The following is a 17,035-nucleotide window of genomic DNA, read 5'->3' on the forward strand; positions in this document are numbered from 1 at the left end:
ATTTATCGTGTTTGAATAGGCTGGCGTGAAGGCGTTCTGCACTGCAAAGCAAATAAACAGCCCCGGCTTTTGTTGAAGCCGGGGCTGCGATGCTCGTCTGAGCCGACAAAAAAAATGCTTGTGACGTTGCCTGTTAGGGCGCGCTTGTTGCGGGGGCCGTTGCGCCAGCCTGTGCGTTTTTGTTGGCGGCGTGGATGGCGGTGCCGATTTCGCGGGCCAGGGTTTCAGTGAACTGGGTGGGCGCTCCTGTTTCCATGCGAATTTGTCCCTGTGCCAGCACTGCTATGCGCATCTGGCTGTTGGATAGGGCGTTCCGGCTGGTAATATTCTTAAGAACAGCCCGGCTGGGTCTTGCGGCGCTGGGCACGCGGCGCTGTACCAGCAGCACGTCGGCCAGCACGGCAGTTCCGCCGCTTCCCGTGAGGTCAGATGCTGTGTCATACCCCTTGCTGACCGCGTTGCGCAGATGGGCCGGGTCGGTAGTTCCGGCAGACAGCACCGTCAGCTGTACAATATAGCCAGCCTCGCTGGGGTTGGCCACAATAGTGAAACCGCTGCGCTGCAACCATGCTTCTGTTTGCGCACGCAGGCCGAAAACACGGCTGGTGTTGTCGCGCACGCTCACATACACGGAATCAGGAACAGAATCGTCGTCCTGAGCCTCCTGAAGTTTGCCCGAGCGCAACACTTCAAGCTTGCCGGGGTCAGCAGGCTGACGCACGCATGCCGCCAGGGGCAACAGGCTCAGGCAAAGCAGCAGTATGATAAAATGTAGTCCTTTCAGTGTCATAAAAACCTCGATCATTGCCATCCAAATTCTGACGGCGTGTAATGGACACGCAAGACAGATGTCTTTTGCGTGTATGCTTGTGAACCTGCATTATCCGGGCCAAATTCAAAGTGCTTCGATCAGAATTCAGTCAGGCCAGGATGTTGGATCGTCTGGCAGTTTGACGAAGCCGAAGTTGAGAGCAAAATTTGGCAGAGCAGGATTTGAGGGGGAATAAATTTGTTATTGAGGCGGCAACTTTTTTGGCTGTGCCTGGCCGCTTCTTAATTTTGGCGGAGTGGGGTCAGGGCTTTACGGCCTTGACAATTTCGCTGCTCAGTTTGTCTTCCAGGGCGGGAAGGATGTCGTCGCGGCTCATATTTTCGCCTTCGGCGCTGACATTTACCGTGTGCATTTCACTGGGCTGCTTGCCCTGCTTGCTGGTGCCTACCCGTGCGCGCATGCCCCAGATATTGCTTGTGCCACCGTCAAGCATGCTTACGCCAAGGCCCAGCAGCAGACCTCCGCCTACACCCCAGGCCGCGCCGCGTCCGCCCCCGGCGCTGCCGCCCACAAGTGCGCCAAGCATTGCCCCCGTAGCTGTATGCCCCAACGTTCTGCCCGCGTTGGCCGGCGTGCTGCGTGAGCCCAGCGGCATAACGTCTTCTACAGCCACATGCAGCGTCAGGTCGGCCTCCTTGGCAGATTCGGCGGGCACAAGCTCCCGTTCGCTCTGAAGATAGGCCGTGAGCATAGATTGAAGGTCAGCGTTAAAAGTGGCGCTGCCTCCGCTTACGTCAACAAAAACACTTTGCCCCGGCTTGGCCTTGATGGCTGGCAGCGGGGTGGCGTCGGCCTGGTTGGCGCGCGAATCTGCCGGAGTGCCGGGCGGAAAGTTTGATCCGTCCGGGCTGGCGCTGTTCTGATGAGAAGAGCAGCCCGCCGCAAACAGGCACAGCATTGCAAGGCACAACGCCGCAGCAAGCCGGTATGGTATTGGACATATATGCATATAGCCCTCATTTTGACTGGAATCTTCTATACTATTACCGCAAGGTGTATGGGCCTGTCCAGTTCGGGCCGTTCCTTCATGTGTGGAAGGCGTTGTGTGAAAGGCATATGGCGTTGCACAATAATAATAAAAAATTTCTGTCCGGCCCTGGCGCGGGCCATGCATCGCAGCCTGTCTGGCTGCCCCGCGATCTCTGGCCAGCCAGGGCCGCTTCGGCGATGCACACTTGACGCCTGCGGGTTTTATCGTATCTTGCCGTTACATAAAAGGCGCGCCAAAAATGCTGGCGCAGCCGGAAAGCAGTTGAGAGGCAGCATGGGCAAACAATTGATAATAGTGGAATCTCCGGCCAAAGTTAAGACCATCAAAAAATTTCTTGGGCCGTCTTATATGGTGCAGGCCAGCGTGGGTCATGTACGCGATTTGCCCGCCAAGACTCTTGGGGTCAACGAAGAAGACAACTTTTCGCCCCACTATGAAGTTATTGAAAACAAAAAAAACGTGGTCAGTGAACTGCGCGCCGCCGCGGCCAAAGCTGACACCGTATATCTTGCGCCCGACCCCGACCGCGAGGGTGAGGCCATTGCCTGGCATGTGGCGGAGCTCATCCGCGACAAGGCCAAGGACATAAAGCGCATCCAGTTCAACGAAATTACCGCCAAAGCTGTCAAAGAAGCGTTAGCGCATCCGCGCGAACTCAATGGCGACCTTTTTGATGCCCAGCAGGCCAGGCGTATTCTGGACAGGCTGGTGGGCTATAAAATTTCTCCGCTTCTGTGGAAGACCATCAAGCGGGGCATATCCGCCGGGCGCGTGCAGTCTGTGGCCCTGCGTCTCATTGTTGAGCGTGAGGAAGAGCGCGAAGTTTTCAAGCCAGAGGAATACTGGCTGTTCAAGGTTCTGCTTTCAGGTGATGTGCCGCCTCCATTTAAGGCTGATCTGACCAAGGTCAACGGCAAAAAGGCGGTCATAGCCAATGCCGAAGAGGCTCAGGCGCTGGAGGATGCTCTCAAGGGCCAGCCCTTTGTGGTGGAGAGCGTTGAACAGAAAGAGCGCGAGCGCGCGCCGCAACCGCCGTTCATTACCTCTACCTTGCAGCAGGCGGCCAACCAGAGGCTTTCCTACACAGCCAAGCGCACGATGAATATCGCCCAGCGCCTCTATGAAGGTGTGGAGCTTGGCGATCGCGGCCTGACGGCTCTCATCACCTATATGCGTACGGACTCGACGCGCATTGCCGATGAAGCGCGTGACGCTGCCAAGGATTTTATTGCCGGGCATTTCGGTAAGGACTATCTGCCCAAGCGCGCCCGCGTGTACAAGACCAAGGGCAGCGCACAGGACGCCCACGAAGCCGTCCGGCCTGTAGATGTGACCATCACGCCCGATGAGGTGAAAAGCCTTCTGCCGCCGGACCAGTACAATCTCTACCGGCTTATCTGGTCGCGCTTTGTGGCTTCGCAGATGGCCGGGGCGCGTTTTCACGACACTACCGTTACCATTGCCTGTGCCCACAGCCAGTGGCGCGCCAAGGGCGAGCGGATGCTTTTTCCCGGTTTTCTGGCAGCCCTGCCCCGTGCGGGAGAAGACGGCGATGCCGAACTGCCGCCCCTTGAAGCCGGGCAGACACTCAAGCTGGACAAGCTGGACAAGGAACAGAAGTTCACCCAGCCCCCGCCACGCTACAGCGAAGCCAGCCTTGTGCGCGAGCTGGAAGAGAGGGGCATTGGGCGTCCTTCTACCTATGCTGCCATTATTTCAACGCTTCAGGACAGGGAATATGTGAGCCTGGCCGAAAGGCATTTTGTGCCCACGGATCTGGGGCGCGTGGTCTGCCAGCAGCTGACCGAGCATTTTGTCCGGCTTATGGATGTGGGCTTTACCGCCCAGATGGAAGAGGGGCTCGACAAGGTGGCGGAAGGCAAGGAGCACTGGGTGGAGCTTTTGCGCGCCTTCTCCGACGACTTCAACCCCACGCTGGCCGCGGCTGCCAAAAACATGCAGAGCGTCAAGGGCGGCATTCCCGCCGATCTGCCCTGCCCGGAATGTGGCAAGCCGCTCATGATAAAGTTTGGCAAAGCCGGAGCCTTTCTGGCCTGTTCCGCCTACCCCGGGTGCAGCTACACCAGCAACTTTGCCCGCAACGAAGAGGGCCGGGTAGAGGCTGTGGCTGCGGAAAAACCGCAGTACGAAAAAGTGGGGCAGTGCCCCCAATGTGGCCGGGATCTGGTTATAAAGAAATCCCGCACCGGCAGCAGTTTCATTGCCTGCACGGGATACCCGGAATGCAAGCACGCGGCCCCGTTGTCCACAGGCGTGCCCTGCCCGCGCTGTGAAAAGGGGCAACTGGTAGAAAAAAGCACCAAGCGCGGCAAGCTGTTCTATTCCTGCGACCAGTACCCTCAATGCGATTTCGCCTTGTGGGACAAGCCTGTGCCTGGCCCCTGCCCGCGCTGCAATTCACCATATCTGGTGGAAAAAAAGAGCCGGGCGGGCACGAAAATTATCTGTCCCGTCAAGGGATGCGGCTATGTGAAGGAGGATGGTGATGAGCAAAGCTGATCTGCCCGGCGAGACGGGTTCTTCCGAGGCTATGGCCGTTCCCGTTTCTTCAGGCAGTATTGCCGCGCCCTGGGCGGAAACTCTAGAAGCCCGTGTGGCCAGCCTGCTTGGCAAGGGTGAAAGCTTGGTGCTTGTGACGGTTGTCAGCCGCACAGGCTCCGCCCCCCGTGATGCGGGTACCCGTGCCCTGTATACGCAGAATGGCCCCGAGGGTACTGTGGGCGGCGGCCTTCTGGAAGCCCGCGCTATGGAAGCGGCGGCCCAGAGTTTGTTTATGGGCCAGTCCAGCCAGGTTGTTTGCGACATGAGCGGTTTCACCCCGGGCAGCGACATGATCTGCGGCGGGGATATGGAGGTGCTGTGTGAGGTGCTTCGGCCTGACCACGCACCCCTGTTTGCACTGTCTGCCCAGGCGCTGCGAGCTGGAGTGGGCGGCATGTGGGTTGTCGATGTGAATCGCGAACCACCCTTGCGGCGCCTTTATCTCGACGGGTTGCCGGAACGTGCGGATATGCCGCCAGACGCGCCCTTGCCGCCTGACGTGAGCCTTGACATAGCCCCGGTGCGCACCCTGCTGGCGCAGCGCAAAGGCAAGCCCGGTCTGGTGGAAGAAAGCGGATGCCGTATCTACGTTGAACCGCTGGCAGCGCCGCCAGTGCTGCTTTTGTGTGGCGGGGGGCATGTGTCCCTTGAGGTGGCGCGCTTGGCCCACGCCTGTGGATTTATCATAGACGTGGTTGACGACAGACCGGAATTTTCCAATCCGGAACGCTTTCCTATGGCGCGGCACTGCCATGTGCTGCCTGCCTATGAAAATCTGGTGGAAACCTGCGGCGTCGGGCGGAACCACTATGTGGCCATTATCACGCGCGGGCACGGTTTTGACCGTGAAACCCTGGCGCAGGCTCTGGTCAGCCATGCCCAGTATATCGGCATGATAGGCAGCAAAACCAAGCGTGATCAGATTTATGAAATTCTACGCGCCCAGGGCGTGCCTGCTTCGGAACTTGCCGCCGTTTGTTGCCCCATTGGGCTGACCATTGATGCAGAAACACCGCAGCAGATCGCCGTGTCCATTGTGGCCGAGTTGCTGGCCGTGCAGGCGGGTACGTTGAAGCGGTTGCGGTTTGAAGAGTAACAGCGGCTTGAGCCTGGCCTGTATCCATAGATACAGGCCGGAAGATTTTGAACTTTTTCACGCTGTGTATTTTAGCTGACTCGCGTTTACTACTGTAAATATTCCATCAAGACATTCACAAGCCAGCCAGCTTGGGGGATGTGATCATACCCCTGTACAGGCGTGGGCTGCCTCCGTTCGAAAGCGCTTTTTTCCGTTTATATGGCTCATGCTTGACTTTTTGTGTGACCCAAGAGATTCTTAACAAGTTGAAGTCCGGTGCGAGGGCATTGGCTGAACTGTCGAACTCGCTCCGCTGGCAAACTGATCTATCAACGCAATGGGCAAGCGTAACATGTATGGCACATTGCTGGCGTAAACGCAGCAATGTCTGAGCATCAAAGATGGCGGCCAAGGTTCCCATCTACAAGAGCCCGTGCCCACAAGCCCGGAAGTGCGCCGATCCCTGCCACGCCGCAGGGTGGTCGTGAATACCAATCCGGCTGCGCAGCAAATACCAGTATTGCCTGAAATGCTGCTCCACAGGCTGGGCCTGATGGCCTCCCCCCCACGAAGTGCATTGGTTCCTGGAAGACGATCGGCGTTCTGAAACGTTGGAAGAAGCCCGGTCCATTTTTTCGGGTTTGATGTGATCTGCAAACATACTTGTGCGATTGAAGGCATAACGCGATAAAAGCACCGCAGAAGCCTCTGGTACAGAGTAGGGTCGGGCGTCTACATTTCAAAGTCTGCACTATAAAAGTTATCATTATGAAAAATGTCTCGTGTCAAATCGAGACGTCAGAACGGGGAGGCTGGCAACAGCATGGCACAACGGACAGACAAGGCGTGCAAATATTTTTGTTAATAAATACAGTATGTTACATAAAATCAATACGTTGCCGTAACCTGCTGAAATAAAATGATATTCTCAGAATATGGTTCCGCTGTTTCCCGCCTCCGGTTGATTGCTTTTTGCGGTGAACTATGTTTTTTAAACTGAGTTTCTGCCCGATTTTATAGACTGGGCGGTTTTTTTGCGTGTGATAACGCGCTTCCTTATGGAGTAGTTCATGACCACCAGACCTCTTTTCTATCTCCCCTTCATACTTGGCTTTTGCCTTGCATTGATTGCCTGCAGCGGCGACAAGAACGCCAAACAGGGGGGCATGCGTTTGCCTGTTGCTGTCTTTGACGTTGTAGCCAAAGATCAACCCTGGCCGGCTGAATATCAGGCTCAAGCCTCTGGTTCGCGCGCTGTTGAAGTGCGCTCACGTGTTGAAGCCATTATTGAAAAGCGCCTGTATGAAGAAGGCGACTATGTAAAGCAGGGCCAGCTGCTCTTTCAGCTGGAACGTGACCGTTACGAAGCTTTGATGCAGCAGGCGCAAGCCCAGTTCACCAACGCCGAGCGCGAATGGCGGCGGGTTCGTCCCCTGTATGAAAAGAACGCTGTGTCCCAGAAAGAACGCGATAACGCCCTGGCCTCATATGAAAGCGCCAAGGCCGCCTTGCGCGAAGCCAAAATCAATCTGGACTACTGCCAGGTTACGGCTCCTGTTTCCGGCTATAGCAGCAAGGAAAACTACACGCCCGGCAACCTGGTGAGCAATAATTCCCTGCTCACTTACGTGAACCAGACTGACCCGATGTACATTGATTTTTCCATCGCGGCCCCCGATCTCATGACCCGTCAAAATCTGGCCACTGAAGGCCGCCTTGTGATGCCTGCCGACGGCCGGTACAAGGCCGAGCTGCGCCTGCTTGACGGCAGCATGTACAAGGGAACGGGCGAAGTGACATTTGTTGACAGCAAGGTCCAGCCGACTACCGGCGTCATCAAGGCTCGTGCCGTGTTTAATAATGCTGACCGCAGCATCATGCCCGGCCAGTATGTGCGCCTGTATATGGAAGGCGACATCCTCAAGGATGCCGTGCTCGTCCCCCAAAAGTGCGTGCTGCTTACCCAGAAGGGTTCGCTGGTCATGGGCGTGGACAAGGACGACAAGGTGTATCCCATTCCTGTTGTTGTCGGCGTGTCCGTTGGCGACAAGTATCTTGTGCTTGAAGGGCTTAAAGGCGGCGAACGTATCATCAGCGAAGGCATGATCAAGGCCCGCCCCGGTTCTCAAGTGAGCATAATGCCTTCAGGGGGCCAGCAGCCTCAGGAAGGCGCGGCCAAGAAGTAGGTTAAATATGGCTGTTTCCACAAAGCCGAATTTCTTTTTGCGAAGACCCATTCTTTCTGCGGTCTTGTCTATTGTCATCACCCTGGTGGGTGCGCTGGCCATGCGGGCTCTGCCTATTGCGCAGTATCCTGATCTTGTGCCGCCTACCGTTAACGTCAGTGTGGTCTATCCCGGCGCTTCGGCAGAAACCATTGCCTCTACCGTGCTGGCTCCTCTGGAAGTGAACATCAACGGCGTGGAAAACATGCTGTATATGACTTCCACGGCGGCCTCCGGTTCGGGCTCGGGCAGCATCAACGTGTACTTCGCGTTGGGCTCCAACCCCGACATGGCGCTTGTCAACGTCAACAACAAGGTCAACCTGGCCCAGACGGTTCTGCCCGAAGCGGTACGGCGTCAGGGCGTCAGCGTGCTCAAGCGTTCACCGGCCATGCTGCTGGTGTTTTCGTATTTCTCGCCCGATGGCCGTTTCGATCAGGTCTATATCAATAACTGGGCCCAGATCAACGTTGTGGACGCCCTCAAACGTGTTGAAGGCGTTGGCGACGTAACCATTTTCGGCAGCATGGACTATGCCATGCGCATCTGGTTGCAGCCCGACAAGCTTGCCAAGTATGGCGTGTCTGTCAATGAAGTTGCCGCAGCCATTCAGGAGCAGAACTCTCAGTACGCTCCTGGGCGTCTTGGCGAAATGCCTTCCCCTGACTCGACCCAGCTTACCTGGCAGATTGATGCTCAGGGCCGCCTGGTGACGCCAGAGGAATTTGGCGAAATCATCGTGCGGCAAGGGCCTGACAGCGCCATGCTGCGCCTCAAGGACGTGGCCCGCATTGAACTTGGCGGCAAGGACTACAGCGTTACCTCCCGGTATAACGGCATGGTGGCACGTATGGGCGCGGTGTATCTGTTGCCCGGCGCCAACGCCATCGCCACCGGCGACCGCGTGCTGGACAAGCTGGCCGAAATCGGCACCACCATGCCTGACGGCCTTGATTATACCATTCTCGTGAACACCAACGACTTCGTGCTTGAATCCATTCACGAAGTTATCTCCACCCTGGTGGAGGCAATGATTCTGGTGTTCATCGTGGTTTACGTCTTCCTGCAAAGCTGGCGGGCCACCATTATTCCCTGCATAGCCGTTCCTGTGTCCATCATCGGTACTTTCGCCGGTCTGTATGCTTTCGGCTATACCATCAACACTCTGACGCTTTTCGCCATGGTGCTTTCCATCGGCATCGTGGTGGACGACGCCATCGTTGTGCTGGAAAACGTGGAACGCATCATGACCTCGGAGCACCTGCCGCCCAAGGAAGCCACAGCCAAGGCCATGAACGAAGTCACGGCCCCCATTGTGGCCATTGTGCTCGTGCTCTGCGCCGTGTTTATTCCGGTGTCCTTTATGGGTGGTCTGGCAGGGCAGATGTACAAACAGTTCGCCATCACCATTTCGGTGTCGGTGGTGCTGTCGGGCGTGGTGGCGCTTACGCTTACGCCCGCACTCTGCGCACTTCTGCTCAAACCGCACAGTCATGACTACAAGCCCCTGAAAGGCTTTGTATGGTTCAACTCGTTTTTTGACAAAGTGACTGACGGCTATGTGAGCATAGTCGACTTCCTCAAGGCGTCCAGCATGCGCGCCCTGCCGCTGTTCGCCCTCATGATCCTCATCTGCGTGTGGCTGTTCAGAGTGGTTCCCGGTGGGCTCGTGCCCAACGAAGACCAAGGCTACATTCTGGGTATGGCCATTCTGGACGAAGGCGCTTCGCAGCACCGCACCACGGCCGTCAACAAGGTTCTCACCGACTTCATGCTTAAAAACCCGGCCGTGCAGAGCATGGGTACCCTGTCGGGGCTGGACATCACGTCCCTTTCCGTCAAGAGTAACTATGGCACCTTCTTTGCCCTGCTTAAACCCTGGGGCGAGCGCAAAAAACCCGACATGTCTTCTGATGCCGTATTGCAAACCGTTGGCGCGGTTACAGTCATGCAGCCAGAAGCAGTCATTATGGGATTTGCCCCGCCGCCCATCAGCGGCATGAGCACCACGGGCGGCTTTGAAGGATATATCCAGATGCGCGGCACCGGTAACCTTCAGGATCTGGAAGGTCAGGCCAACAAGCTGGTGCAGGAAGCTATGGCTGTGGATGCTGATGGCAAGCGCAAATATCCGGCCATCGGCATGCTGCGCAACCTGTTCTCCACGGGATCGCCTCAGCTTTACGCCAACTTGGACCGCGAACGCTGCAAGGATATGGGCGTCAGCATCAGCGACGTGTTCACGGCTATGGGCGGCACCTTTGGCGGCGCATACGTAAACGACTTCAACTACATGGGCCGTACCTTCCAGGTACGTCTGCAGTCCGAGGCTCAGTACCGCTTGTTGCCCGAAGATCTGGGTGACGTGTATGTGCCCAATAACAAGGGCGAAATGATTCCCCTGACTGCGATTATGACCCTTGAGCGCCGCACTGCCCCGCAGGTGGTGGAGCGCTATAACGTCTTCCCGGCTGCCCATATTATGGGTGCGCCTGCTCCCGGCTTCTCTTCGGGACAGGCCCTCAACCAGATGGAAGCCGCGGCCAAGGCCTCACTGCCCACCGACTACAGCCTGGGCTGGGTGGGTTCGGCCCTTCAGGAAAAACTGGCAAGCACGGATACAACCACCATTTTTGTTCTGGCCCTGGTCATGGTCTTCCTGATTCTGGCGGCCCAGTACGAATCGTGGTCCTTGCCCCTTTCGGTGCTCACGGCCGTTCCCTTCGGTGTATTTGGCGCCCTGCTGGCCACCTGGGCCCGTGGGCTTTCCAATGACGTGTACTTCCAGGTCGCCCTGGTGACTCTGGTGGGCCTTGCGGCCAAAAACGCCATCCTTATCGTGGAATTCGCGGTTGAAGCCTGGCGTGGCGGGCGCAGTCTTGACGCGGCGGCGAGTTTTGCCTCCCGCTTGCGTTTCAGGCCCATCATCATGACCTCCCTGGCCTTTATTCTAGGCTGCGTACCCTTGGCCATCAGTACTGGCGCTGGCGCTAACAGCCGCCATGCGTTGGGTACGGCGGTTATCGGCGGCATGCTGGCGGCCACGTGCATCGCAACGCTCTTTGTGCCTTACTTCTTTAAAATAATCATGCAATTGTCCTTGAAACTCCAGGGCAAGACGGATCCCAACGCCGGCAAAGACGGTACCGGCAACGAACAGGAGGATCTATGAGTTCCATCAGTACTGCCGGACGCATGAACATGGCAGGGGCCATTCTTGCCCTGTCTGTGTGCGCGCTTTCGGCCTGCTCATTTGCGCCCCGCTATGAGCGTCCCGAAATGGACATGCCGAACCAGTGGCGCAAGGTGGAGGTGGGAGCAGCCCCGCTGAACACTGACTGGTGGACCCGTTTCAATGATCCGGTATTGACCGCTATGGTGGATGAGGCTCTGAAGAACAATCAGGATCTGGCCGAATCTCTGGCCAAGATTGATTCAGCTGCATCACAGGTGGGCGTTGCCACGGCGGACCTGCTGCCTTCGGTCAGCGGTTCGGCCTCATCAATGGCCGCTGGCGCGTCTGAAAAGACGCCCAATACCATGCCGTTCAACAAGGCTGGCCTTGATCGCACCACCACCACCAATCAGGCAGCGTTGAACGCTTCCTGGGAGCTGGACCTCTGGGGTAAATACCGCAATAACTACACCATGCTCAGCGACATCCTCATGAGCACGGTCATCGGCCACGAAGGCCTGCGCCTTTCGGTGGCGGGGCAGACGGCACAGGGCTATTTTGCTCTGCTGGCTCTGGATATGCAGCTGGATACGGCCCGTCGCACCCTCAAGACCCGTGAAGATGCCTTCAGCATCTACACGAGCCGCTACAAGCAGGGCGACATTACCGAGCTTGACTGGCAGCGTGCCCGTGCCGAGGTGGAAATTGCCCGCGCCCAGGTGCATACCAGTACTGTGTCCGTAGACAAGGCTGAGGCTGGTCTGGCTGTTCTGCTTGGCCGCTCGCCCCGCGATATTATGGAACGCGGCATGCCGCGTGGCCATGCTATTGGCATGCTGCCTTCGCCTCCTGTGGTTCCCGAAGGCCTGCCTTCGGACCTGCTGCAACGCAGGCCTGACGTACGCGCTTCCGAATTCACGCTGATGGCCTACAATGCCAATATCGGCGTGGCCCGCGCCCAGTTCTTCCCCTCCATATCCCTGACGGGCATGCTGGGTACGGTCAGTTCCGCTGTGGGCAGTCTCTTTACTGGTCCCGCCGGAGCCTGGAGCTACGGCGTCAGCGGTTCAATGCCTCTGCTGGACTTTGGCCGCACATGGTACAACGTCAAGGATGCCGAGGCGCGTAAAAACGCTTCCATCGCAGTATACCGCAAGACCGTGCAGACGGCGTTTCAGGATATGCGCACTTCCTTGACGGCTCAGCGCGAGGCTGACGCCATTGTGCGCAGCATGCAGATTCAGGTGGAAAGCCTGCGCCGTGCCACAACGATTGCCCGGTTGCAGTATGATAACGGCTACACAGACTACCTGACCGTGCTGGATGCCGAGCGGCAGCTCTTTGCCGCAGAATTGCAGCTGGCCTCGGCTCTGCGTGACCGCCTGAACAGCGTTGTCAGCGTGTGCATGGCCCTTGGCGGCGGTTGGAGCGATCCAGGCGCAAGCCCAAGCTTCCCCGTGGTCAGCACAGAGAAATTGCTTGAACAGGAAACCAGCACCGGATCTTTGGGTAAAGCTCCTGTTTCCGGCAAGCCTGCGGTACAGCCCGTTAGCAAGCAGCCCTCAGGGCAGGAGCAGGCCAAGGGTGGCGTGAGCCTGTAAAAGCTCAATAGCAACTCATTGTGGGATTTTGTAAAATTCGCACAGTGAATTAGGCTGATTAACTCAAAAAGCCTCCTGACTATTGTCGGGAGGCTTTTTATTTTCCTTCAAAAATTGCAGCCCGGAAAAAGTATCGCTGGGAGAAATCGTTCGTATCCCCTGAACGTTGAGCAGTTTGTTGTGCATTAAATGCAGCGCAGGCCGTGCCGTTCTGATGTTTTACACGAAACTTTACATCTTTGATCGACTATCGTAAGAGCAACTATGGACAAGTCAGTGTACATCGTTTTTTTCCTGCTCTGCGCGTTGTTGGCGGCTCCGTTGTCGTCATCTTACGCTGCTGACGCCGTTGTGCAGGGGCAAAAAGCCCAGGTGGCTGACAACGCGAAAAAAAGCGCGTCCGCCACTGATAAAAACCAGAAATTCAAGCAAACATCCTCTGCCAAAACTGTATCTGTAAAAAAACAGAAAAACGGTCTTCACGCCCGCGAATGGAGTTTCAGCGAGGGCAGCAGTCGCGATGCCTGGCAAAACCAGGGTATGCCTGCCGATAATTTGCAGGGGCGCGCCGTGGGCAGCCCGGTACCGAAGGATATTGCTCCTGACAAGGTTGTAAACACATCCAAGGGCATAGACAGCGCTCTCAGCCAGGCAGAAAAAAGTCACAAAAAAAAATCACCCATCGCTTTGAGTGTGGACGACGAAAGCTCCTCCTGGCGTGAAACCGGAACAAGCGAACTGTCGGCCGATGAAAATCTGAATATGGAAAGCCGCCACGTGGTGCGGGCCTACGCTGATACGGCGGTGAGCGAGGACCTGAATATAGGTCTCGGCCCGGAGCTCATACTCAGAAACGAACAGCGCGAGCGTCCTTCAAACAATAAGCAGCCTGATTCCGTCTTGGGCATGGGCATGCAATTCAAGTTGGATTTTTAAAAAGCAACTTCAATACGCTTGGCGGAAGGGCAGCACGCCGCCAAACAATGTGGTTTTTGCCATAATTATTTCCCGGCAGAGCGGCAACGTTGAAATATGAAGTATTTCAGCGTTAATCTGCTCAAAATATTCGGGTTCGAGGACAAGGGGAGCGGCCCTTTTCACTCTGTCAGGTACGGAAAGTACACGGCAGGATGGAAAGGGCCGCTTGGCGTATCAATCAAAAACGCCGGTGTGAAAGGCGTACTTGCTGCCGGGGCATGGCCGCCTGATCGGGGAGTAGACATCCATCTGCATGCGTCGGTATTCTGGCGCAGATTCTCATTAAGCTGCCATTCTCCAGCCGTACTTGCCTGGTGTGTGCCCACAACTCTTTGCAATGTAATGCCTTTGATGGCTTGGCACCGTACTTGCTTTTCCTCTTGCGCGGCGACAGCTCGGCTGGTTGAAGCGGTTTCTGTTTGAAATTCTTTGGCAGCTGAATACAAAAACGCCGACACAAAGCCGTGAGTGCACATTGTATGCGCTAGTAGCGGCTGCGTGAGAGTTTTGAAGCTTTGAAGATGCATATGTTCAAAGCCAAATGCTCCAGGAGGAATACATGGCGCTTTCAAATTTTCTTATCCGCCCACCCACTGAAGCCCAGCAGAGTCAACCTGTTGGCCAGCGCCGCGCTGCGTCCGCGACTGCACCGGGCGGACCCAGCTTTGCTGCGGTAATGCAGGGGCAGGCACGTCAGGCAGAAGATGGCGCGCAGTCGCAGCAGATTGCGCACAACCAGGGGGCGCAAGCATCCGCAGCAGCTGGCATGCCTGTCAACTTTACCAGTGGGCAGACGCCATCTCGTAATATGGTGTTGGCCGGGCGCAGTCCCAGCGACCTCATGCGAACCCAGGTCTTTAACAAAGCCCAGACTGACCTGCGCCAGACGCAGGCAATCGAAGGGTTGATGCAAAGCGTGAGTGGTGGTGGTTCCACGTTGGATCTGGCCCGCAGCATGGGCACGGCCCGACATCTGCGCTCAATGACAAGCGCCATTGGCGACAAGATGAGCGGTCTCAGTGTCTCTGACTTTATCCACTCTCGCACGCAGGGACAAAGCAAACCGCGTCAGACTCGCAGTAAAGCCAGTGCAGAAGATATGGAAATGGGTAAACTCTCCGCCCAGTTTGAGTCTGGCCGTGACGGCGTCGCCGCTGTGGGGTATGACCGCAACGGCGGTACTTCCTATGGCAAGTATCAGGTTTCGTCGCGCGCGGGCAGCCTCGGGGATTTTCTTGATTTTCTGGACAATGAAGCGCCGGACCTTTCCAAAAGGTTGCGTGCGTCCGGGCCGGGCAACACGGGTGGCCGCAAGGGCGCTATGCCCGATACGTGGCGGGCCATTGCCAGTGAGCAGCCCGAGCGCTTTGAAGATCTTCAGGAAGCCTATGTGCGCGAAAGCCATTATAAGCCCGCTGTAGAGGCCATAGCGCAGCGTACCTCCCTTGATGCAGACAAGCTCTCCACCGCCATGCGCGAAGTTATCTGGAGCACAGCGGTGCAGCACGGGCCCACTGGCGCGGCGCGCATCTTCGCCCGGGCGGATGATATGAGCGGAAGCCCAAATGACCCAGGGTATGAGCGCAAGCTCATCAGCAATGTGTACAAGGTGCGCTCCGGCCAGTTCGGCTCGTCAACCAGCGAAGTGCAGGCTGCTGTGCAGAACCGTTTTCGTCAGGAACGAACCTTGGCGCTCAATCTGCTGGATGACGGCCACAAATCCAATCTGGCCTGATGTATGGCCTATAATTCATGAATACTGTTGCGCCATTTTCTCACAGTACACCGTGTGATTCAGCTTTGCCCGCCTGTGGCAAAGCTGAGGGCGATGGCGTCATTGTCATCAACCTGACCCGGTTCGGCGATTTGTTGCAAAGCCAGCCTCTTGTGCACGATCTGCACAGGGCTGGCTTGCGAGTGGGACTGGTTTGCCTTGAAAACTTTGCTTCCGCGCTGCCTCTTTTGTGCCATGTTGAAAAAGCCTGGCCCCTGCACGGCGCACGTCTAATGGCAGATGTGAACGGCAACTGGCGGCAGGCAGCCTTGAGCCTGCTGGGCTTTGTTCACCGTATCCGTCAGGAGATGCCCGGCGCGCGCGTAATCAATCTCACGGCAACGCTGCCTGCTCGTTTGCTGGCCCGCATGCTGGCTGTATCGCCAGAAAATATTACGGGCTTCGGTATGGACGAAGAGGGTTTCGGCTTCAGCGGAGGCATCTGGACATCTTTTCTGGCCGGAACCGTGCTGCGCCGTTTCAATACCCCCTTCAACTTGGTGGATACCTTTCGCATGGTGGGCGCGCATGCTTTGTCTGTGCCGGAAAGGTCGCAGGTATTTTCCGGGCAGACGCAAGATTCGTCACAAGACTTCGGGCTGCAATCGCCGCCAGTCAGCGATATGGACTTTGCCCGTGCTCTGCTGGAAAAGGGCTCTGCTGTATCTGGCACGTCCAGCCACAAGGGGTATGTGGCCATGCAACTTGGCGCCAGTGAGGCCCGGCGCCAATGGCCCGTGGCGTCATTCGCCGCTTTGGGCGACAGGTTGTGGCGCGAGGCCGGACTTTGCCCTGTTCTGCTGGGCAGTCCGGCGGAAACATCTCTTGCAGCCGAATACATGCAGGCCGCCGAATGCCCGTGCATAAACGCCGTGGGGCAAACCAGCATCTCACAGCTGGCGGCTTTGCTCACCCTATGCCGCCTGCTGGTCACCAACGATACAGGCACAATGCATCTTGCTGCCGGACTGAAAATTCCTTGCCTGGCGATTTTTCTGGCCACGGCCCAACCCTGGGATACTGGCCCCTACCTGCCGGGCTGCTGCTGCCTTGAGCCAGCCATGAGCTGCCACCCCTGCCCCTATGGGCGTGCCTGTCCATATGAATACGCCTGCCGCAAAACCATCAGCAGTCAAAGCGCGGGGGATCTTGTTCTGGAGTGGCTTGGCACCGGAAGCTGGGATGCCGCGCTCAGGAAGAACAGCCATATAGCCCGTGAGGCCCGTGTGTGGCTGACGACAAAGGACAACTATGGCTTTGCCGACCTGCGTTGCCTTTCCGGGCATGAAGGTGAAGACCGCAGTCTGTGGCTCTATAAGCAACGTAATTTTTGGCGTCAGATCCTTGACTCCCTGAAAGGGGAGCGTTCAGCCCCGCTTACGCCTGCGGACGCAGCCAATGATAGTGGCCGCGCCATTGAGGATGCCGGATTGGCAACGCGGCTGTGCCCTGCCAGAGAGACTGGCGAAGCCCCGGCATTCAGCCCGGCCTTTGCCACGAACATAGGGGACTGCCTGACGCAATCGTTGAACTTGCTGAACTTGCTGGAAGAGCAGGGCGGCCTTGTGGGCAGAAGCGTCACAGCAGGCCAGTTGTTTTTGAGAAATTGTGAACGGCTGCAAAATCTGCTGGACGCGAACTCGGCGTTCACTGCTATGGGTGGTTTCTGGCGTGAGCTGCGTCAGCAGCGCGGCGGGCATATGAACGAGCTTATGGATTTGATCCACCAGTTGAAGAACAGTCTAATATTCTGGAAACAAACACTATAAATAAAATGGCATATAGTTTGCTTTTAAACTGTGTCGCAGATTGACGGCAA

Annotated in this window: 11 protein-coding genes; 8 read left to right on the plus strand and 3 right to left on the minus strand. The window is 56.9% G+C overall.

Going from position 1 to position 17,035, the window contains the following annotated elements:
* Positions 1-133: 133 nt before the first annotated feature.
* The 3 genes from traT to QM579_RS10825 all read right to left on the minus strand — a co-directional run bounded on the left by traT (position 134) and on the right by QM579_RS10825 (position 1,942).
* Positions 134-790: a complement resistance protein TraT gene (gene traT, locus QM579_RS10815; protein ID WP_414999157.1), complete on the minus strand. Its 657-nt coding sequence runs from the start codon at positions 788-790 to the stop codon at positions 134-136.
* Between the two features lie 283 nt (positions 791-1,073).
* Positions 1,074-1,730: a hypothetical protein gene (locus tag QM579_RS10820; protein ID WP_414999158.1), complete on the minus strand. Its 657-nt coding sequence runs from the start codon at positions 1,728-1,730 to the stop codon at positions 1,074-1,076.
* A 77-nt stretch (positions 1,731-1,807) separates the two neighbouring features.
* A complete protein-coding gene (locus QM579_RS10825) occupies positions 1,808-1,942 on the minus strand; it encodes a hypothetical protein (protein ID WP_414999159.1) in 135 nt (44 codons plus the stop codon).
* A 154-nt stretch (positions 1,943-2,096) separates the two neighbouring features.
* On the opposite strand from QM579_RS10825, the gene topA reads away from it, so the two are divergent.
* The 8 genes from topA (at position 2,097) to QM579_RS10865 (ending at position 16,985) form a co-directional block, all read left to right on the plus strand.
* Positions 2,097-4,343 carry a type I DNA topoisomerase gene (topA, locus tag QM579_RS10830; protein WP_414999160.1) on the plus strand — a complete coding sequence of 749 codons (2,247 nt, stop codon included), beginning with the start codon at positions 2,097-2,099 and terminating at the stop codon, positions 4,341-4,343.
* Positions 4,330-5,481, plus strand: a complete 1,152-nt coding sequence (locus QM579_RS10835) for an XdhC family protein (protein WP_414999161.1) — start codon at positions 4,330-4,332, stop codon at positions 5,479-5,481. The genes topA and QM579_RS10835 overlap by 14 nt, the downstream gene beginning before the upstream one ends.
* Positions 5,482-6,533: 1,052 nt before the next feature.
* Positions 6,534-7,649 carry an efflux RND transporter periplasmic adaptor subunit gene (locus QM579_RS10840; RefSeq protein WP_414999162.1) on the plus strand — a complete coding sequence of 372 codons (1,116 nt, stop codon included), beginning with the start codon at positions 6,534-6,536 and terminating at the stop codon, positions 7,647-7,649.
* Positions 7,650-7,656: 7 nt separating this feature from the next.
* Positions 7,657-10,860 (plus strand): efflux RND transporter permease subunit, encoded by a 3,204-nt coding sequence (locus QM579_RS10845; protein WP_414999163.1) that lies wholly within the window; start codon positions 7,657-7,659, stop codon positions 10,858-10,860.
* On the plus strand, positions 10,857-12,464 hold the full coding sequence (locus QM579_RS10850; protein WP_414999164.1) for an efflux transporter outer membrane subunit: 1,608 nt from the start codon (positions 10,857-10,859) through the stop codon (positions 12,462-12,464). The genes QM579_RS10845 and QM579_RS10850 overlap by 4 nt, the downstream gene beginning before the upstream one ends.
* Positions 12,465-12,728: 264 nt before the next feature.
* Positions 12,729-13,400, plus strand: a complete 672-nt coding sequence (locus QM579_RS10855) for a hypothetical protein (RefSeq protein WP_414999165.1) — start codon at positions 12,729-12,731, stop codon at positions 13,398-13,400.
* 601 nt (positions 13,401-14,001) lie between these two features.
* A complete protein-coding gene (locus tag QM579_RS10860; protein ID WP_414999166.1) occupies positions 14,002-15,177 on the plus strand; it encodes a hypothetical protein in 1,176 nt (391 codons plus the stop codon).
* A gap of 17 nt (positions 15,178-15,194) precedes the next feature.
* On the plus strand, positions 15,195-16,985 hold the full coding sequence (locus QM579_RS10865) for a glycosyltransferase family 9 protein (RefSeq protein WP_414999167.1): 1,791 nt from the start codon (positions 15,195-15,197) through the stop codon (positions 16,983-16,985).
* Positions 16,986-17,035: the final 50 nt, after the last annotated feature.

This window comes from Desulfovibrio sp., assembly GCF_047607245.1.
Classification (GTDB): domain Bacteria; phylum Desulfobacterota; class Desulfovibrionia; order Desulfovibrionales; family Desulfovibrionaceae; genus Desulfovibrio.